Origin of the sequence: Sphingobium fluviale (assembly GCF_004122115.1) — a bacterium.
GTDB classification, from domain to species: Bacteria; Pseudomonadota; Alphaproteobacteria; order Sphingomonadales; family Sphingomonadaceae; genus Sphingobium; species Sphingobium fluviale.
This window is the reverse complement of record NZ_SBKP01000002.1, coordinates 15,576-34,822: the sequence shown is the minus strand read 5'-3', so window position 1 is coordinate 34,822 and position 19,247 is coordinate 15,576. Positions and strand designations below refer to the sequence as shown.

18 protein-coding genes and 2 tRNA genes are annotated in these 19,247 nt (G+C 62.8%); 8 read left to right on the top strand and 12 right to left on the bottom strand.

Annotated features, from left to right (window positions below; translation table 11 throughout):
• The first annotated feature begins 36 nt into the window (after positions 1-36).
• Positions 37-1,170 (top strand): phosphoserine transaminase, encoded by a 1,134-nt coding sequence (locus EQG66_RS02550; protein WP_129402986.1) that lies wholly within the window; start codon positions 37-39, stop codon positions 1,168-1,170.
• Between the two features lie 110 nt (positions 1,171-1,280).
• A complete protein-coding gene (gene serA / locus EQG66_RS02545; RefSeq protein WP_129402985.1) occupies positions 1,281-2,858 on the top strand; it encodes a phosphoglycerate dehydrogenase in 1,578 nt (525 codons plus the stop codon).
• 99 nt (positions 2,859-2,957) lie between these two features.
• Here serA and EQG66_RS02540 read toward each other — a convergent pair.
• A tRNA-Gln gene (locus EQG66_RS02540) sits at positions 2,958-3,032 on the bottom strand.
• Positions 3,033-3,176: 144 nt separating this feature from the next.
• Between EQG66_RS02540 and EQG66_RS02535 the strand changes: the two genes are divergently transcribed.
• Positions 3,177-3,665 carry a MarR family winged helix-turn-helix transcriptional regulator gene (locus EQG66_RS02535; protein WP_129402984.1) on the top strand — a complete coding sequence of 163 codons (489 nt, stop codon included), beginning with the start codon at positions 3,177-3,179 and terminating at the stop codon, positions 3,663-3,665.
• Here the strand turns inward: EQG66_RS02535 and proC are convergent, their stop codons facing one another.
• From proC to EQG66_RS02495, 8 genes are all read right to left on the bottom strand, one after another.
• Entirely contained in the window at positions 3,666-4,493 is an 828-nt protein-coding gene (gene proC, locus EQG66_RS02530; protein WP_129402983.1) for a pyrroline-5-carboxylate reductase, read from the bottom strand.
• 10 nt (positions 4,494-4,503) lie between these two features.
• On the bottom strand, positions 4,504-5,010 hold the full coding sequence (locus tag EQG66_RS02525; protein ID WP_129402982.1) for a type III secretion system chaperone family protein: 507 nt from the start codon (positions 5,008-5,010) through the stop codon (positions 4,504-4,506).
• Positions 5,011-5,224: 214 nt separating this feature from the next.
• Complete coding sequence (locus EQG66_RS02520) at positions 5,225-5,515, bottom strand: accessory factor UbiK family protein (protein WP_129402981.1); 291 nt, start codon at positions 5,513-5,515, stop codon at positions 5,225-5,227.
• A gap of 26 nt (positions 5,516-5,541) precedes the next feature.
• On the bottom strand, positions 5,542-6,090 hold the full coding sequence (locus tag EQG66_RS02515; RefSeq protein ID WP_129402980.1) for a TspO/MBR family protein: 549 nt from the start codon (positions 6,088-6,090) through the stop codon (positions 5,542-5,544).
• Positions 6,091-6,258: 168 nt separating this feature from the next.
• The gene (locus EQG66_RS02510) at positions 6,259-6,999 is read right to left on the bottom strand and encodes a TlyA family RNA methyltransferase (RefSeq protein WP_129402979.1); all 741 of its coding nucleotides are present in this window, start codon (positions 6,997-6,999) and stop codon (positions 6,259-6,261) included.
• 2 nt (positions 7,000-7,001) lie between these two features.
• A complete protein-coding gene (locus EQG66_RS02505; RefSeq protein WP_129402978.1) occupies positions 7,002-9,050 on the bottom strand; it encodes a protein-disulfide reductase DsbD family protein in 2,049 nt (682 codons plus the stop codon).
• A gap of 34 nt (positions 9,051-9,084) precedes the next feature.
• Positions 9,085-11,277 (bottom strand): bifunctional diguanylate cyclase/phosphodiesterase, encoded by a 2,193-nt coding sequence (locus EQG66_RS02500; protein ID WP_129402977.1) that lies wholly within the window; start codon positions 11,275-11,277, stop codon positions 9,085-9,087.
• 91 nt (positions 11,278-11,368) lie between these two features.
• The gene (locus EQG66_RS02495; protein ID WP_129402976.1) at positions 11,369-11,497 is read right to left on the bottom strand and encodes an entericidin A/B family lipoprotein; all 129 of its coding nucleotides are present in this window, start codon (positions 11,495-11,497) and stop codon (positions 11,369-11,371) included.
• A 244-nt stretch (positions 11,498-11,741) separates the two neighbouring features.
• On the opposite strand from EQG66_RS02495, the gene EQG66_RS02490 reads away from it, so the two are divergent.
• From EQG66_RS02490 to queG, 4 genes are read left to right on the top strand one after another with little or no spacing between them, the layout of a single operon-like run.
• A complete protein-coding gene (locus EQG66_RS02490) occupies positions 11,742-13,292 on the top strand; it encodes an NAD(P)/FAD-dependent oxidoreductase (RefSeq protein WP_129402975.1) in 1,551 nt (516 codons plus the stop codon).
• Positions 13,293-13,308: 16 nt separating this feature from the next.
• The gene (locus tag EQG66_RS02485) at positions 13,309-13,710 is read left to right on the top strand and encodes a GtrA family protein (RefSeq protein WP_129402974.1); all 402 of its coding nucleotides are present in this window, start codon (positions 13,309-13,311) and stop codon (positions 13,708-13,710) included.
• Entirely contained in the window at positions 13,707-15,545 is a 1,839-nt protein-coding gene (locus EQG66_RS02480; RefSeq protein WP_129402973.1) for a hypothetical protein, read from the top strand. The genes EQG66_RS02485 and EQG66_RS02480 overlap by 4 nt, the downstream gene beginning before the upstream one ends.
• Before the next feature lie 41 nt (positions 15,546-15,586).
• Positions 15,587-16,627, top strand: a complete 1,041-nt coding sequence (gene queG / locus EQG66_RS02475; RefSeq protein ID WP_129402972.1) for a tRNA epoxyqueuosine(34) reductase QueG — start codon at positions 15,587-15,589, stop codon at positions 16,625-16,627.
• Here queG and EQG66_RS02470 read toward each other — a convergent pair.
• The 3 genes from EQG66_RS02470 to EQG66_RS02460 form a co-directional block, all read right to left on the bottom strand.
• A complete protein-coding gene (locus EQG66_RS02470) occupies positions 16,620-16,973 on the bottom strand; it encodes a hypothetical protein (protein WP_129402971.1) in 354 nt (117 codons plus the stop codon). The two genes, queG and EQG66_RS02470, sit on opposite strands and share 8 nt — an antisense overlap.
• Positions 16,974-17,226: 253 nt before the next feature.
• Positions 17,227-17,318 (bottom strand) — tRNA-Ser (locus EQG66_RS02465).
• 123 nt (positions 17,319-17,441) lie between these two features.
• A complete protein-coding gene (locus EQG66_RS02460) occupies positions 17,442-18,335 on the bottom strand; it encodes a prephenate dehydratase (RefSeq protein WP_129402970.1) in 894 nt (297 codons plus the stop codon).
• Positions 18,336-18,555: 220 nt separating this feature from the next.
• On the opposite strand from EQG66_RS02460, the gene EQG66_RS02455 reads away from it, so the two are divergent.
• Positions 18,556-19,176, top strand: coding sequence for a c-type cytochrome (locus EQG66_RS02455; RefSeq protein WP_129402969.1), 621 nt, complete (start codon positions 18,556-18,558; stop codon positions 19,174-19,176).
• The last annotated feature ends 71 nt before the right edge of the window (positions 19,177-19,247 follow it).

Sequence of the window (19,247 nt, the reverse complement as noted above, 5' to 3'; positions counted from 1 at the left end):
AACGCCGCGCGTGCTCTCTGCAAGGAGACGCATACCATGACTGACGTTACCAAGCCGGCTGGAAAGCCGAACCGCCCCTATTTTTCCTCTGGCCCCTGCGCAAAGCCGCCGGGCTGGGAAGCCTCCAAACTCGCTACCGAATCGCTGGGCCGCTCGCATCGCGCGAAGATCGGCAAGGCGCGCCTCGGCCTTTCGATCGATCTGATGCGCGAGGTTTTGCAGGTGCCCGATACGCACCGCATCGGCATCGTGCCCGGTTCCGATACCGGCGCGTTCGAGATGGCGATGTGGACGATGCTGGGCGCGAAACTTGTCACGACGCTGGCTTGGGAGAGCTTTGGTGAGGGTTGGGTCACGGATGCGGCGAAGCAGCTGAAGCTCGATCCCACGATCCTGCGCGCCGATTATGGCAGCATCCCCGATCTCGGCGCCGTCGATTGGTCGAACGACGTGCTGTTCACCTGGAACGGCACCACATCCGGCGCGCGCGTGCCGAACGGCGACTGGATCGCTGACAATCGCGAAGGCCTCAGCTTCTGTGACGCGACTTCGGCGGTGTTCGCTTACGACATGCCGTGGGACAAGCTCGATGTAACGACATTTTCGTGGCAGAAGGTGCTGGGCGGCGAAGGCGGCCATGGCGTCATCATCCTCGGCCCCCGCGCGGTGGAGCGGCTGGAGAATTACACTCCCGCATGGCCGCTGCCCAAGGTGTTCCGCCTCGTGTCCAAGGGCAAGCTCGCCGAGGGCGTGTTCAAGGGCGAGACGATCAACACCCCATCCATGCTGGCTGTGGAAGACGTGATCTTTGCGCTCGAATGGGCGAAGTCTGTCGGCGGACTCGAAGGCCTGAAAGCCCGCAGCAACGCCAATGCGGCGGCACTGGGCAAGATCGTCGAGGAGCGCAGCTGGCTCGGTCATCTCGCACCCGATCCCGCCACCCGCTCCACCACGTCCGTCTGCCTCACGGTCGAGGGCGCGGATGAAGCCTTCATCAAGGCGATGGCGGGCGCGCTGGAAAAGGAAGGCGCGGCCTATGACATCGCGGGGTATCGCGATGCCCCGGCAGGCCTGCGCATCTGGTGCGGCGCGACGGTGGACACCGCCGATATCGAGGCGCTCGGCCCCTGGCTCGACTGGGCCTATGCGTCCACCAAGGTCGCTGCCTGAACCGGCGTCACCCCGGCCGATGAGCCGGGGTCCAGCTGCAATCATTGCCCGCAGAGAAAAGCGGGACCCCGGATCAAGTCCGGGGTGACGAATAGCAAAGGATCATTCCCATGCCCAAGGTACTTATTTCCGATCAGATGGACCCGCAAGCCGCGCAGATCTTCAAGGATCGCGGCGTTGAAGTGGATGTTATCACCGGCAAGACCCCGGAAGAACTGAAAGCGATGATCGGCCAGTATGACGGCCTCGCCATCCGCAGCTCTACCAAGGTGACGAAGGAAATTCTCGATGCCGCCACCAACCTCAAGGTGATTGGCCGCGCCGGCATTGGCGTGGATAATGTCGACATCCCTTATGCCTCATCCAAGGGCGTGGTGGTGATGAACACGCCGTTCGGCAACTCGATCACTACGGCAGAGCACGCCATCGCGCTGATGTTCGCGCTCGCGCGCCAGCTTCCTGAGGCTAATGCGCAGACGCAGGCGGGCAAATGGCCCAAGAACGATTTCATGGGCGTCGAAGTCACCGGCAAGACGCTGGGCCTCATCGGCGCGGGCAATATCGGCTCCATCGTCGCCTCCCGTGCGCTAGGCCTCAAGATGAAGGTCGTCGCGTTCGATCCGTTCCTCACGCCTGAACGCGCTGTCGAAATGGGCGTGGAGAAAGCGGATCTCGACACGCTGCTCGCCCGCGCGGACTTCATCACGCTGCACACGCCGCTGACCGATCAGACGCGCAACATCCTCTCTCGCGAAAACCTCGCCAAGACCAAGAAGGGCGTGCGCATCATCAACTGCGCGCGCGGTGGGCTGATTGACGAGGTGGCTCTCAAGGACGCGCTCGATAGCGGCCATGTCGCGGGCGCGGCATTGGATGTGTTCGCGGTGGAACCGGCCAAGGACAGCCCGCTGTTCGGCACGCCCAACTTCATCTCGACGCCCCATCTCGGCGCATCGACCAGCGAGGCGCAGGTCAATGTCGCGCTTCAGGTGGCGGAGCAGCTGTCAGACTATCTGATGACCGGTGGCGTCACCAATGCGCTCAACATGCCTTCGCTCTCTGCCGAGGAAGCCCCGAAACTCAAGCCCTATATGGCGCTGGCGGAAAAGCTGGGCAGCCTCGTGGGCCAGCTCGCGGCGGATGATCTCGACAATATTGCCATCGAGGTTGAGGGCGCGGCGGCGGAGCTGAACATCAAGCCGATCACCGGCGCGGTGCTGTCGGGCTTCATGCGCCGCTATTCCGACACGGTGAACATGGTCAACGCGCCCTATCTGGCGCGCGAGCGTGGTCTTGATGTGCGCGAAGTGCGGCACGACCGCGAGGGCGATTATCACACGCTCGTGCGCGTTACCGTCAACACCAGCCAGGGCGCGCGCTCCGTTGCGGGTACATTGTTCGGCAACAGCGCGGCCCGCCTGGTCGAGATGTTCGGCATCGGCGTGGAGGCGGAGCTGGAGGGCCATATGCTCTATATCGTCAATGAGGATACGCCGGGCTTCATCGGCCGGGTCGGCACCGCGCTGGGCGAGGCAGGAATCAACATCGGCACCTTCAACCTTGGCCGCCGCTCTGCGGGGGGCGAGGCGGTGCTGCTGCTCTCTGTGGACGACGCCATTCCGCAGAATGTGCTCGACACCATATGCAAGCTGCCCGGTGTGAAGCGCGCCAAAGCATTGAAATTCTGATTTGAACAGGCTCCGGGCGGGCCGATCAGGCCGCCGCCCGGAGCCGTATGCTGGCCACATCCAGTGCGGGCACTGGGCGACGGGCATGTGTGGAGAGATTGGCTGGGGCGGCAGGATTCGAACCTGCGCATGGCGGCATCAAAAGCCGCTGCCTTACCGCTTGGCGACGCCCCAAGAACCGGGCATCACCCGGCTAGAGACAGCGGCATATAGCGGCTGAGACAGGAAAGGGAATAGTCTTTTCCCACCTCGTGTCACCCATGTGCTTTGCGGTGCATCCCTCTTGCCAATGCCAAGCAAAGCCGCCAACACAAGGCCATGGCTTCCACTGGATCAACCGCGTCGCCCCTGTTCCTGCGTGAGGATGAAATCCGCCGGGGAATTGAGCTGCTCTATTTCGGATACAGCCACATGACCCGCGCGATCGATGCCGATCTTGGCAAGCAGGGGCTGGGCCGTGCGCATCATCGCGCACTCTATTTCATTGCGCGCCAGCCGGATCTGATTGTGAGCGAGCTGCTGTCGCTACTGGCGATCACCAAGCAGTCGCTGGGGCGTGTGCTCAACGATCTGATCGAGCGCGGGCTGGTGGAAACCCGCCCCGGCAACCGTGACCGTCGGCAAAAACAGCTTCGCCTCACAGCGGAGGGCAGCCGGATGGAAGCCGCATTGTTCGAGGCTCTGCGCACCAAAATGGCGGCAGCCTATGTACAGGCGGGGCAAGGCTCCGTCAGCGGCTTCTGGCAGGTGCTGGAAGGGTTGATCCCGCCCGAAGACCGCACGATGGTATTCGGGTTGCGGGGTTGATCATCCCGCCGAGGCCAGTCGCTCCAGTTCCTCGCCGCGGTCTCGCGCCGCGCGCATCATCTCGGTAAGGAGGGCGAAAAAGCGTCCGCCTTCATCCAGCACATCCAGCCCCTCGCGGGTCATGCCACCTTTGCTCGCCACCTTGTCGGCAAGGATAGCGGGGGGCTCGCCCGCTTGCACGGCAAGAGCGCTTGCACCTTCTACCGTCGCCATTGCGAGCCGCGCAGCCTGATCTGCATCGAGCCCCAGCGTCGTGGCAGCGTGTGCCAGCGCGTCGATAAAGCGGAACACAAAGGCCGGGCCGCACCCGGTGAGGGCCGTGATGAGGTTGAACTGCGCCTCGGCTCCAATGCGCTCCACCAGCCCCAGCGGCGCGAGGAGGCGCTGGGCCTCGTCCACCAGTCCGGCATCCGTATGCGCATCGGCATAAAGCGCGCACACCCCTTTGCCCAGCGCCACCGGCGTATTGGGCATGATGCGCACGATATCGGTCTTCTCGCCCAGCGCGGCGCGCAGCCCCGCCACGGTGACGCCGGCGAGGATAGAGATAATAATTTGCCCGTTGGCAAGCAGGGGCGAGAGCAAGGGCGCTACATCAGGTAGCGATTGCGGCTTGATACCCAGCATGATCACCGCGCGTGGAGGCAGCGCGGCGGGTAGAGCGGAGAGCAGGCTTACACCCTGTGCAGGCGGTGCGCTCCGGCCCGGATCGACAACGGTGACGCGCGCGGGGTCCAGCCCTGTCTCCAGCCAGCGCGCAAGTATCGCACCGGCCATAGTGCCACAGCCGATCATCAGCACAGGGCGGTCGAGCCCGTTCAGCGGCATCGCGATACCCTCACGCTTCGCCGCGCGTTTCGATCATGCTCGCGGCGAGGGCCTCGGCAGGGGTCTTGCCGCCCCATAGCACAAACTGGAACACGGGATAGAAGCGCTCGCACTCGTCCAGCGCGGCTTCAACCAGCAACTGGGTCTGATCCAGTGTCAGCACATCCCCTCCGCTCAGCAGCGCGCCATGGCGGAACAACACTACGCCGCTGTTGGACCACAACTCGAAATGGCCGAGCCAGAGCTGCTCGTTGATAAGGCCGATGGTCTCATAGATCGCGCTACGCTTCTCGTCCGTTACCCTGATGTCTGGCAGGGCAAGCAGTTGCAGCACCTGGTCTTCCTCGCGCCAGATTGCGCGCAGCTCATACTGCGTCCAGCTTCCCTGCATGGTCGCGGAGATCTCGTCCTCGCCATTATGCTCATAGGCCCAGCCGTTCGCCTCGAAATAGCTGGCCAGCATATCCAGCGGCTCGGCCTCGTGACCATGCTGCTCGAAGTCGTCATTTTCCATCATATTGCGCTTGGTCCTAGAGCATCGTGCCAAAAAGTGGGAACCGGTTTTTGGCAAAAAACGATGCGACAACACAAAGATAGAGCGCGCATCATGCGTCAGATTTAACGCAGCGCGCTCCAGGCTCTCACGCCAAGCATAGCATCACCGGCACGGCAAGAATACCAGCTTTTGGTGAACAAAGCTGTGGACAAGCTGTTGGTAAGTAGGTGTGCGCTCAGTCAGCTATGGGTGTTTTACGTGTTACTCTGGCCTTCTTTGGAGCGGCGGCTTTGCCCTCCAGCGCATCGAGCCGGACTTTAAGCGCTTCGGCCTCCGCGCGCGCAGTGGCGGCCATCGCCTTCACCGCCTCGAACTCCTCGCGGCTCACGAAATCCATGCCGCTCATCCAGGCCTTGGCTTTTTCGCGCGCATTGGCCTCCACCTCGCGGCCCACTCCGGCCAGCGTCCCCGCCGCGCCGTTGATGATACGGCTCAGATCGTCGAAAAAGCGGTTCTCGCTCTGCATGATGTCCTCGTTAAAGCGCGTTGGCTTCAGATATGGGTGCTCAGCCCCGGCGCGACAAGGTTCTTGGCGTTGGGGTTGAGTTTGTCGATGCTCAGCGTCAGCACACCGGCGAACACCAGCCAGCCGAGATAGGGCAACATCAGCACCGCCGCGATGATGCGGATACGCGCGAACAATATAGTCGTCAGTGCCGCCAAAACGAAGATCGCCACGATCATCCACAGCGCTTCGGGCACCAGATGGAGCCGGAAAAAGACGAATGACCAGGCATAGTTGACGATCAATTGTACCAGAAAGAACAGGATGGCGAGGCCGCGCATCCGCGCCCCCCGCGCATGGAGGATCACCGCGACCGCCAGGCCCATCAGCGTGTAGAGTATGGTCCACGCTGCCCCAAAAACCCAGCCCTCCGGCATGAAATCCGGCTTCACCAGGCCGGCGAACCAGTTGTTCTGATAGCCGCTGTTGGCGATCTGGCCAGAGAGATAGCCGAGAAACACTATGGTGGGGACCGTGAACAAGGCCCAGCGCACATAGGACATGCGAAGCTGGCCTTGCGAAGCTATCTCATTCATTCCACTCAGTCTTTCCGCCTGCGTGACCCTGTTGCGCGCGCGCGAAATCCCGCATTGCCGAATCCCTGTCGCCCACAGCGAGACTTTGGTGATAGTCTCGCTGCATCGCAAGATGCTTGCGTGGACGCGCTGCGTCAAGCGCTCCGATAGGCTGTGGGCTGTTTTGGGTCAGGTTTCGCTCCGATGTGCGGCGATCAGGAACTCAATATTCCCCTCAGGCCCGGTGATCGGGCTGGGGTCTATGCCTTCCACGCGCCAGCCCTTGCCTTCCAGCCAGCCGCGCACTTCGTGGCATACGCGCGTATGCACGGCGGGGTCGCGCACCACGCCGCCCTTGCCCACTTCCTCGCGCCCCGCCTCGAACTGTGGCTTGATCAGCGCCATCAGCCGGGCGTGTGGAGCCGCGAACTCCAGCGGGCGTTCCAGCACCTTGGCGAGTGAAATGAAGCTCGCGTCGCACACGATGATGTCAATGGGTTCAGGAATGTGCTGGGGCGTCAATATGCGCGCGCTGGTTTGCTCGTGCACAATGACCCGCGGGTCCGAACGCAGCTTCCATGCGAGCTGGTTGGTGCCGCTGTCGACCGCATAAACCCGCGCCGCGCCATTGGTGAGCAATACATCGGTGAAGCCCCCGGTCGAGCTGCCGACATCCATCGCCACCGCTTGCCCCACATCCCAGCCGAACTGCGCCAATCCATGCGCAAGCTTGATGCCGCCGCGTGACACCCAGGGATGATCGCGCCCGCGCACCTCCAGCGGCGCGTCTTCTGCCAGCGCCTGCCCTGCCTTCTCGATCTTGCGCTCATTGCTATAGACCAGCCCCGCGAGGATCAGCGCCTGCGCCCGTGCGCGGCTCTCCACCAGACCACGCTCGACAAGCAACTGATCGACCCGCGCCTTGGCCATGCTCAGCCCTCGCCCTGTGCCAATGCTACCAGCATCGCGGGCGTCAGGATCTGCGGCAGTTCTTTCGGCTCGCCCCCATTTGGCGGATACCAGAGATAGAGCGGCACGCCGGAGCGTTGGCGGCTTTCGAGGAAGCGAGTGATGGCGGGATCGCCATTGGTCCAGTCTCCCACGATCACCTGCACGCCTGCCTTTTCAAAGGCCGCCTGCACCTCCGCCCGGTTGATCGCGCCTGCTTCATTGACCTTGCAGCTCAAGCACCAGTCGGCCGTGAAATAGAGGAACACCGGCTTGCCCGATGCGCGTGCCCGCTCCAGCGCCGCAGGGTTAAAGCTGTTTGCGGCAAGCGCCTGCGCCGATGGCTGCGCGCTGTTGAGTGCCACCCCGCCGCCCGCCAGAACAGCTGCGGCGACCAGCAGCGCAGTCAGTCCCGCAAAGCGCCGCTCGCGCGCCTGCGCCCGGCCCAGCCACCAGAGCAGCGCCGTTAGTACGGTCGCCACGGCAACTCCAATGCCAAGCCCCGCACCGCCCGCCTGTCGCCATAGCAGCCAGAGCAGGCCCAGCACGGTCAGCGCCATTGGGATACTCAGCCAGCGCTGCACCCGCTCCATCCACGGGCCGGGGCGCGGCAGGGCGCGGCGCAGCGCGGGGATATGGCCGAGCAGCAGAAACGGCAGCGCAATGCCCAGCCCCAGCCCGGCAAAGATTGCCAGCGCCGCCCCGGTCGGCAGCACTAGCGCCGCGCCCAAAGCGCCCGCCATGAATGGCCCGGTGCAGGGCGTGGCCACAAACGCCACCAGTACCCCGCTCCAGAAATCGCCGATCAGCCCGCGCCGGGTGGCTAGGCCTTCGCCGATCGAGAGCGCCGCCATCCGCCACACGCCCGCCAGCTCCAGCGCGATGGCGAGGCTCAAGGCCAGCAGCATCAGCACCACTGCGGGGCTTTGCAGCTGAAACGCCCAGCCGATGCTCGCGCCGCCCGCGCGCAATGCCATCACTGCGCCGCCCAGAGCCATGCACGCGCTCATGACCCCCGCCGCATAGGCCCATGCCTCCTTGCGGGCAGCTGCGGGCGAAGACGCGCCGCGCAGCAGGCTCATGGCTTTGAGGCTCAGCACCGGAAACACACAGGGCATGATGTTGAGGATCAGCCCGCCCGCAATTGCGCCAATGAGCGCGAGGAGCACCCCACGCCAGCCCTTCCCTGAGTCGCTGGGCTGCGGCACCGCACCCTTGCGCGCCACGATATCCAGCCCCGTATCCGGCCCGATCTTGAGTACTCCGCGCACTGCGTCGCTATCCGACAGGGCAAGCCCCTCGATCGCCACGATCAGGCGGTCGCCATCGCGCGTAAATGTCTGTGCGCCGGCATAGCTCTTCGCGCCAGCATCGGCGCTGAAGAAATGTGGCGCTTCGAGCGGCGCGGCGGCGGGATAGGGGATCGAGAGGCGCAAGCTGCCGTTTTCCTGCGCCGCAAACAGAGCTGCTCCGCCAAGCGGCCTTGGCAGCTTCCGGCGATAGTCATCAAACCGCGCCTGATGTTCTGGGGAGGGCTGTGCCGCCCCTATCGTCAGGCTGAGCGCGAGATTCGCCTGTTCTGGCACACAGATGGCGTCTGTGCAGGCCAGCCAGTCCAGATGCACCTTTATCGGCATGACTGTGCCCGGTGTGAGGCCGGGCGGCACACGCAGGTCCGCCAACACTGCGTAGCGCCCTTCGTACACATGGTTCATCAGCCCCGCCACCAGCAGCGTCTGCGGCACGGGGTAGCGCAGGGGGCCGATGGTCGCGCCTTCGGGCAGGCTCCAGCGTGGTTCTATCGGTTTGCCCGCGTCGCCAGGGTTGAGCCAATAGCCGTGCCAGCCCGGCTCCGGCGTCATCACGAAAGCCAGCGTCACCACGCTGCCCGGCGCGGGGCGCAGCGTCTCGGCCTCCAGCTTTGCAGTAATATGAGGTGTGCCGCTGTTGGAAAAAGCGCCCTGTGCCCACACAGCGGCGGGCGCAGATATAAGCGCGATCAGTAACAACAAAAGGCTAGAAAATCGGCGCATCCCAGCTTTCGGCTAGGCGCGGCGGCGCTTTACGTCAAGCGCGTCTGCCGATGAACTCTTCCTGCTTGCTACACATTTCGCCAATACGAGCGGCTTCTACCGGCCGGCTATAAAAATAGCCCTGAATTTCCTCGCAGCCGATCTCGACAAGCTGGTCGCGCTGCTCGATGGTTTCCACGCCTTCCGCGATGACATCCAGCTTCAGGGCACGCGCGAGCTTCACGATCGCCTGGATCACGGCGGCCGATTCCTTTTCTATGCCGAGGTTGGCAACGAAAGACCGGTCGATCTTTATCTTGTCGATAGGATAGCGTTGCAGGTAGCTGAGGCTGGAATAGCCCGTGCCGAAATCGTCGAGCGCGATCGAGAAACCCATCTGGCGCAGTTCGCGCAGCACGCCATGCGTGACAGGGTCATCGCCCAATAGCAGACCTTCGGTGATTTCCAGCTCGAACGTGCGCGGGTCAACCGCACATTCCTTGATCAGATCCGCAACCTTCTCAGGGAAATCGCGCATACGCAATTGCGCTGCGGAAATATTGACCGCTACCTTGAGGCCCGGCCACTGGCGGCTGGCGATGAACGACTCCCTCAGGGTATAGATGCCCAGTTCACTGATAAGGCCGCATTCTTCCGCAATGGGAACGAACATGGCGGGCGAGATGTCACCCCGCTCCGGGTGCTTCCAGCGCAACAGCGCCTCTACGCCGGCGATGCGGCCCGTTCTATCGGACTGCGGCTGATAGACCATGTTGAGGCCGCCATTGTGCAGCGCCTCGCGCAGCTCTCCCTCGATCTCGCGGCGCATGCGCATCGCTGCGTCCATTTCCGGCTCGAAGAAGCTATATTGCGCGCGGCCATTGTTCTTGGAGCGGTAGAGCGCAAGGTCGGCATGGCGCAGTGCGTCGGCGGCGGCGACTTCGCCCTCGGAGAGCAGGTTGACGCCGATCGAGCAGGAAATATGCACGCGCCCGCTCGAAAGCTCCATCGGCTTGGATATCGCTTCAACGATGCGCTCGGCCAGCCGGGCTGCGGCATTGGGGGTTGCATCGAGCTGGACGATGGCGAACTCATCTCCCGACAAGCGGGCAAATGTGTCAGACCGGCGGCAGACCTCGGCTATGCGGCGCGAGGCCGCAACGATCAGCTCGTCGCCAATCTGGTGGCCGAAGGTGTCGTTCACCTCCTTGAAACGGTCCAGATCGAGGCAGTGTACCGCAATCTGCGTGCCGTTGCGCCGTAGCTGATCCAGCGCGACGCCGAGCCGGTCGAAGAACATCACGCGGTTGGGCAGGCCGGTCAGCGGATCATGATAGGCCAGATGCGAAGCGCGCGCCTCGCTGGCGATCAGCTGCTGCGCCGCGCGCCAGCTGCGCCGGTGGAACAGCGCCATCACACCGAAGAACAGCAGGATGATGATGAGAGTAGGGGCTAGCAATTTGAGGCCAAGATCGGTTCCAGGTTTACCCGGCGTCCATTCCAGCGTGGCGACATAGCGGCCCTTATCGTCGTTGAGGTCGACCTGGGCGACGCCGCTCGTGTCATGCAATTGAACCTGACGCAGCTTGAGGTCGGGGAGCAGATATCGCTGCGCAAAGGATTCGAGGAACTGATCGTTCATCTGCGTGGCGGCAATCACGATTGGCGCGCGCGCATAACGCTGCTTCACGGTGCCGAAATCCGGCTCCACCAACGACACAACGACCAAGAAAACCCGGCCATTGACCTTGACGAGGTTGTGGTACTGGACTGGATCCTTGAGCGAACCGAGCTGGATGCCCTTGCTGCGCCGTAAGGCCTCCTTTGTGCGTGCGGCCTTGATTGCCTTGTGCATGGCATGTGCGAACGGCTCATATATCGAGAGAGGAGCCTGCTCGCCGGTATCCGCCGCGAAAAACAGCTTGTCCTCATGATCCAGCACGAAACTGTACTGGAAAAATGCGGTGTCGTAGAGGAACTGGCCAATATTGTTGGTCGCCCACTCAACGTTGCGTGCTTCAAGATTGGCGAGGGCATCGTCCCAAACCGTTTGCGGCACAGCACCTTTGTCAACCTCGATAATCTTGTTGGCGATGCCATTGGCCACAAGCTGCTGCTCGCGCTCCTTCGCCGATTCGTTCATGCGCAGGGCAAGATTATAACCACCGATAAGAAGCAGAATCGTGGCTACGACCGAAAGCATTATTAGCGGTCGGAAAAGTTCGTTGGCGCGCTTCTCTGTTTTCATCTGTACGGTGCCTAAAACGAAGTCTGACCAGACTTAATATGCGGCAACCGTAAATTTTCCGTGTAATGCCTCAGTAGGGGGCCAAGAACCCCTATTGCTGGATGATCTTTTCACCTTCCCGGCCTACGGACTCGATGTCCCTGCCTGCTCCTTTTACGGTATTGCACGCGCTGACAACTAATGATGCGGCAGCAAGTACCAGAATAGTCAGTTTGCTCATGATTATGCTCCTGTAAGATGTGTCGTGATGGTATAAACACAGTGAAGGCGCTCGCGTTCCCATGACCACAGCCATAACTGGATTTGATTTCATGTTGCAGCGCAAGAAATATTCTGCGATGTCTCGCCGCCGGTAATAGCACTAACAAAGGGGTGCGCGCCGCGCGCGTCAAACAGGATTAAGCTTTCCTTAGCCAATTTGCGGCATTCGGTTATGCGGGAAACCGCACCATTGGGGGATGAAGATGTCGCTGGGCGACCATAGCACGGACGTAGCAATTATCGGCGCAGGGCCGGCGGGCCTCACCGCTGCCTATCTGCTTTCAAAGGGCGGCTACAAGGTCTCGGTCATTGAAAAGGATGACCGGTATGTCGGCGGCATCAGCCGCACGGTCGAGCATGAAGGCTTTCGCTTTGATATTGGCGGGCACCGATTCTTCTCGAAATCGAAGGAAGTGGTGGACCTCTGGAACGAGATTCTGCCGAACGACTTCATCCAGCGCCCGCGCATGAGCCGCATCTATTACGAAGGCAAGTTCTACAGCTATCCCTTGCGCGCCTTCGAGGCGCTGTGGAACCTCGGCATTTTCCGTTCCACATTGTGCATGCTGAGCTTTGCCAAGGCCAAGGCATTTCCCAAAAAGGACGTGCGCAGCTTTCAGGATTGGGTGGTAAACCAGTTCGGCTTCCGCTTGTTCTCGATCTTCTTTAAGACCTATACCGAAAAGGTGTGGGGCATGCCGTGCGACGAGATGTCGGCGGACTGGGCGGCCCAGCGCATCAAGGGCTTGAGCCTCGGCGCGGCGGTGATGGATGGCCTGAAGCGCAGCCTCGGCCTCAACAAGAAGCCCAATGACGGCATGGAAACCAAGACCCTGCTGGAGACGTTCCGCTATCCGCGCCTCGGCCCCGGCATGATGTGGGATGCGGCGCGCGATCATGTGCGCGCCAAGGGCAACCATGTGTTGATGAGCCACGCGCTCGAAAGCCTGAGCCAGGACGGCGGAAACCGCTGGAACGTCAAGGCGCGGCAGGCGGATGGTTCAGTCATCACTATCAATGCGGCCCACGTCATCAGCTCTGTTCCCATGCGTGAGCTGGCGGACCGGATCGACCCCAAGCCGCAGACGATCGTAGAGGCGAACAAGCTCAACTATCGCGACTTCCTCACCGTGGCGCTGATGATCCGCTCAGAGGATCTGTTCCCGGACAACTGGATTTATATCCACGACAGCAAGGTGCTGGTCGGTCGGGTGCAGAATTTCCGCAGCTGGTCGCCCGAAATGGTACCAGACCCGAATATCGCCTGCGTCGGTCTTGAATATTTCTGCTTTGAGGGTGACTCGCTCTGGGCCTCGTCCGACGCTGATCTGGTCGAACGGGCGAAAAAGGAAATGGCGATCCTCGGCCTGTGCAAGCCTGAGGATGTGATCGGCGGCGCGGTCGTGCGGCAGGAAAAGGCCTACCCGGTCTATGACGACGGTTATGCCGACAATGTCGCCGCGATGCGCGCGGAGCTGGAGACGAAATATCCGACGCTCCACCTCGTCGGTCGCAACGGTATGCACCGCTATAATAATCAGGACCACGCGATGATGACGGCGATGCTTACTGTCCGCAACATCGAGGCGGGCAGCCGCGTCTATGACACCTGGCAGGTCAACGAAGACGCCGAGTATCATGAGTCGGGCGATGAGGGCGAAGTGAGCAACAGCGCCCTTACGCCGGGCGAACGCGCGGCGCTTGCCAGCGTGCGCGATGTGCCCGGTCGAATTAACGAAGCGGTAACGTCTTAGGAAGTAGCTTGGCGGTATGATCGCTCGTGCAGCAACCCTCGTCTGGCGCATAACCTACGCTCGCTATATCATGGCGAGCGCTCTGGCGCTGGCGGCTGATCTCAGCCTGTTCATGATGCTGCTGGAATTTGGGCTGAAGCCTATTCCTGCCTCGATGGCGGGATATTGCGCGGGCCTTGTCGTGCACTGGATCATCTCATCGCGCCTCGTGTTTGCCGAACAGGCGATGCGTGGGCCTCAGCGCAACCGGCAGAAGGCTCTGTTCGTTGTTTCCACTCTCATCGGCCTTGCGCTCACCACCCTGATCGTCGGCACAGGCAGCCATTTCGGGCTGGACCCGCGCCTTGCCAAGCTGATTGCCGTCGCCATCAGTTTCCAGACCACCTATCTGCTTCGCCGGTCCGTGGTCTTTGCGTGAACCGGCCCCTCTTTCCTGACGATTTCGCGGTCGCGACAGCAATAGACGCGCGCCGCCCGTGGATAGAGCGCGGGCACAATGCGCTGTGGCTCGTCGGCGCGCTGTGGCTGGAATGTACGATCGTCTGGCTGGTCTGGCACTGGGGCAGCTTTGCCCATCTCGAATTCCGCGATCCAGACGACGCGCTGCGCCTCGTGCAGGTGCGCAATTTTCTTGCCGGGCAGAGCTGGTTCGATGTCAGCCTGCATGATGTGAACCCGCCGCTGGGCGGCCCGATGCACTGGTCACGCCTGCTCGATCTGCCCATTGCCGGGATTATCGTCGCTATGCGCCCGCTGGTGGGCGAGCGGCTGGCAGAGATCATTGCCTGCGTCTCGGTGCCGCCGCTGACTTTGCTTGCGATGTGCGTCTCGGTCTATACGGCGCTGAAGCAGTTTCTGGGGGCGCACCGTGCCGTGCTGGTGGTGGCGCTGTTGGTCACGTCCTTCCCCATTCTCACACAGATGGCGCCGTTGCGGATAGATCATCATGCCTGGCAGGTGGTTGCCTCTGTCGGTGTGTTGGGCGGTGTTCTGGCGCGTGATCCGCGCACGGGCGGCTGGATTGCCGGCGCCTCGATGGCGCTATGGCTGCATATTTCCGGCGAGGCGCTGCCCTATGTCGCGATCAATGGCGCGGTGCTGGGCCTGCGCTATGCGGCGCGCCCGCAACAGGAGTGGCCGCGGTTCATTCGCTTCGTTGCCGTGCTTGCGGCGGGATCGGCGCTTCTGCTTATCGGCACCCATGGCTGGGCCGCCAGCCTTGAGACGCATTGTGATTCGATGTCGCCGCCCTATCTGCTGCCGCTGTTCGCCGTGGCGGCGCTGTTGTGGTCTGGGCACAGGATATTGGGCGATGCGACGCTGACCCGCCGCCTTGCACCGCTCGGCCTTGCGGCAGCAGCGGGTGCGGCTGTGCTCGCAGCCATGGCCCCACAGTGCCTTTCCGGCCCGTTTCAGGCGCTCGATCCCTTGGTCTATGACTATTGGTATCTCGCCATCGCGGAGGGGCAACCCGTCTGGCGGCAAGATTTGTCGACGGCCGCAATCATCATATTGCCCGCACTGCTGGGGCTGGGCGGGATTATCGGTGCGGTGCTGTCCGAGACTGATGCGGACAAACGCTTCGGCTGGCTTTCTGTCCTCGGCATGGCGCTCGGCGCATTTGCGGTATGCCTGATGGTGCTGCGCGCGATGGGCGTGGCGCATCTGCTGATGCTGATCGGCAATATGTGGATCATCGGGCGGCTTTACCCCCGAATCGCCGCGATGGGGCACATGATGGCGCGCGTGGGGCTTACCGCCTCGCTCTGTATATTGACGCCCTTCGGCAGCGCGGCGCTCTCCAGCGTGATCATTTCTTCGGTCACGAATACACCCAACGACATGGAAAAGGGCACGAAAGCCACGCCGCTTTATGCTCAGGTCGAGGCTTTACGCGCGCTGCCGCCCGCGGTGCTCTTCGCCTCGCTCGATGTCGGCCCGGAAATATTGCTGCGCACCGGGCATCAGGTGATTTCCACCGGCCATCACCGCAATATCGTCGGCATGACCGAGGTTATCCACGCCTTCACAGCATCACCGGACAAGGCGAAGGCAATCGTCCTCGATACGCCCGCCCAATATCTTGTCATCTTCCCCGATCTTAACGAGATCAGCCGCTATAAGGGCAAGGCGCCCGATGGCCTCGCCGCCCGTTTGCTGCGCGGCCAGACGCCAGACTGGCTGGTGCGCATCCATGTGCCGGGCGAAGGCAAGACGCTGATCTATCGCATCGTGCGGCCGCGCCCCGCATAATCGCTTTTACGCACGCGCCGCCTCCGATAAGGCTGGGCAGCATGACCTCCCCCGGTTTTGAACAACGTCTGAAGGCCAAAGCCGCCGAGCTGGGCTTTGCCGCCTGTGGCATATGCGATGCCGATGCCGCGCCTGAGGCGGGCGAACGGCTGCGCGCGTGGCTGGAGCAAGGGCATCATGGCGACATGCTGTGGATGGAGGCCCGCGCCGATCAGCGCGCCTCGCCCAAGGGGCTATGGCCCGAAGTGCGCTCTGTCATCGTGCTGGGGATGAGCTATGCCCCTGCGACCGATCCTATGGCGCTTGCCGCGCAGCCGGAACGCGGGCGCATCTCCGCCTATGCGCAGGGGCGGGATTATCACGATGTCGTCAAATCCGCGCTCAAGGCCCTCGCCCGCTGGATGGTGGAGCAAGAGGGGGCGGGTGCGCTCAAGGTCTTCGTCGATACCGCGCCGGTGATGGAAAAGCCGCTCAGCGCAGCGGCAGGCATCGGCTGGCAGGGCAAGCACACCAATATCATCAGCCGCAGCCACGGCAACTGGCTGTTTCTGGGCGCGATCTATGTCGATGCGGCGCTGATGCCCGATGCGCCGACGCAGGACCGTTGCGGCTCCTGCTCCGCATGCCAGAGCGCCTGCCCGACCGATGCCTTCCCCGCGCCCTATCGGCTCGATGCGCGGCGCTGCATCTCCTACCTCACTATCGAGCATAAAGGCCCGATACCGGAGGAGCTGCGCCCTGGCATCGGTAATCATGTCTATGGCTGCGATGATTGCCTGGCCGTCTGCCCGTGGAACAAGTTTGCGCAGGCGGCACAGGCGCATCGCGCCTTCCTGCCCCGCGCAGAGCTGGCCGCGCCGAGGCTCGATGATCTGCTACGGCTCGATGATGCCAGCTTCCGCGAGATTTTTTCAGGCTCACCCATCAAGCGGATCGGGCGCGGGCGGATGGTGCGCAATGCGGCGATTGCGGCGGGCAACAGTGGGGACGGATCGCTGGTGCCCGCGCTAACTGCGCTGATCGAGGATGAAGACCCGGTGATACAGGACGCTGCGCACTGGGCGCTTTCGCGGCTCAGCTGATCCCGCAAGCGGCCAGATTGGCATCCTTGCCATCCGGCCAGCGCGCATCGACATGCGTAACCGTCGGCTCCTTGCCGCGCGCCGTGGTGTAGAGATAGGCATCCACCACGCAGCCTCCAGTCAGAAATTGCAGCTTGCGCACTGTGCGATCGATAATGTCCAGCCTCGGCTCGCCAAAGCGCGCGATCAGGCGCTTCGCATCCAGCCCGATGAGCGGTTTGGGCGGGCCATAAGCGCCGGCCATTGGCGGCGGCGCGGGCAGAGGCGCGACATCGGCTTGGTCAGGCGCGACGCAGGCAGACAGGGCCAGCGTGCTGAGGAGGGTGACGAGAGCAGAACGGATCATAGGCCTATCCTAGAGCATCGTGCGCAAAAGTGTGAACCGGTTTTGCGCCAGAACGATGCGATACCAAAACTGAGTGCGCGCAACCTGCGCCAGATTTCAGGCAGCGTGCTCTGGCCCGGTTAAGCGCCCGTGGAAACTCCCGGCGGGATCTGTCTCTGGCGTTCGTGCAGGAAGTTGGCGGAGGGTGAAGGACGCAGTCCGAACCCGGAGCCACGGGCGATGGATTGGCGGGCGGCATCGCGCAGACAAATGGTGGCGGAGACGGAGGGATTCGAACCCTCGGTAGCCCCTTAAGGCTACGACGGTTTAGCAAACCGCTGGTTTCAGCCACTCACCCACGTCTCCGCACTGAATTCGCCTTAGGCTTAAATTATGTGGCGGGCTGAACGAGAGCGGCTATAGCGAGCGTCCCGGCGCTTGGCAATGCGGCTGCGCACCTGGGCAACGAAATAAGATACGCGATGGTGATCAGCGCGCAGTGCGCGGGCGGGCCTGCGCATAGCTGCCGAGGATGCGCACCCATTTCGCCTGAAAGCCCAGCTCTTCCAGCGCGCGATCAACCGCTTCGTCGCCGGGCATACCCTCGATATCGGCATAAAATTCGGTCGCGGCGAAGCTTGCGCCGCGCTGATAGCTTTCCAGCTTGGTCATGTTGACGCCGTTGGTGGCAAAGCAACCCAGCGCCTTGTAGAGCGCGGCGGGAATGTTGCGCACCTCGAACAGGAAGCTCGTCATCGTCGGCACGCCTGGCGGTGGCACGGTGGCCTCGCGCGCCAGCACCACGAAGCGGGTCATGTTGTCGGGACTGTCCTCGATATCGCGCGTGATGATCCGGAGGCCATACAGCTCCGCCGCCAGCGCGGGCGCGATTGCGGCCACGCCCGGCTCGCGGCTTTCCGCCACCAGCGCCGCCGCGCCCGCCGTATCGGCATAAGACAGCGCGCGGATGCCGCGCTTGCGCAGATAATGGCGGCATTGCCCCAGCGCCTGCACATGGCTCAGCGCATCGCGCACCGGCGAATCGTCTGGCGCCATCAGCTGGTGGTGGATGGGCAGAAACAGTTCATCGACGATGGCGAGGCCGGATTCGGGCAGCAGATGATGCATATCCGCCACGCGGCCATGCAGCGAGTTCTCGATCGGGATCATCGCCCGGTCCGCCTTAGCTTCAATCACCGCGTCGAGCGCATCCTCGAATGAAAAGCACGGCAAGGGCGCGCAATCGGCGCGATATTCCAGCGCAGCGCGGTGGGAATTCGCGCCCGGCGCGCCCTGAAAAGCGATGGCGCGTGCAGGCGCGGCCAGCGCGGCGGCGCTCATCTGCTCGACCAGTTTTCGGGCGGGTAGGGGGTAGCTTTCCATAATCCTGTGCTCCTGCCTCTGGCGCTTAGGGACAGTCGAGAATCCATGCAAGCATAGCTTGCGCCGGAGCGATCCTCCCATTATGGCAACCCGCATATGAGGGGGGTGCGCCATGCCCGGCGCGCGTCCCTCTGGCACGACTGACACCGAATACGGCTCCGCCACGCCACATAACAGGGGGCACGGGGGCGGCCAGGGCTTGAAGAAGGATTGCGGGCGCATGGACGATCGTTTCAATACATTTGCGGGATGGGCATTGTTCGCGGGCATCATCGCGCTGGGCGGCGGCATCGTTGCCAGCAAGATGTTCCATACCGAGCGCCCGGAAGAAATGGGCTATGCCATTGCGGGCGTTGAGGCCGAGGGTGAAGGCGCCGCCGCCGGCCCGTCGCTCAACACATTGCTCGCCAAGGCGGATGTCGCGAAGGGCGAGAAGGTCTTCGCCAAGTGCGCCGCGTGCCACACCGTCAACCAGGGCGGAGCGAACGGCATCGGCCCCAACCTCTATGCCACAATGGGCAAGGCGCATGGCCATGTTCCCGGCTTCGCCTATTCCGATGCGCTGAAGAAGGTGCCGGGCAACTGGACCTTTGAGGCAATGGACAAGTGGCTCACCAGCCCGCGTGATTATGCGCCCGGCACCAAGATGACCTTTGCCGGCCTCGGCAACCCCGAAGACCGCGCCAACCTGATCGCGTGGCTCAACACCCAAGGCTCCAACCTGCCGCTGCCCGCTGCCGATGCGCCCGCTGCGGCCGAGGGTGCTGGCAATGCCGCCAACGCAGCAGAAGGCGCGGACAACGCCGCCGCCTCCGCCAACGCGGCTGCTCCGGCCAAGTAAGCCAGCGGGGCGTCGGTCCAGCATAAAGACGCCGGCGGTCGCAAGACTGGCCGGCGTTTTTTGTATCTGCG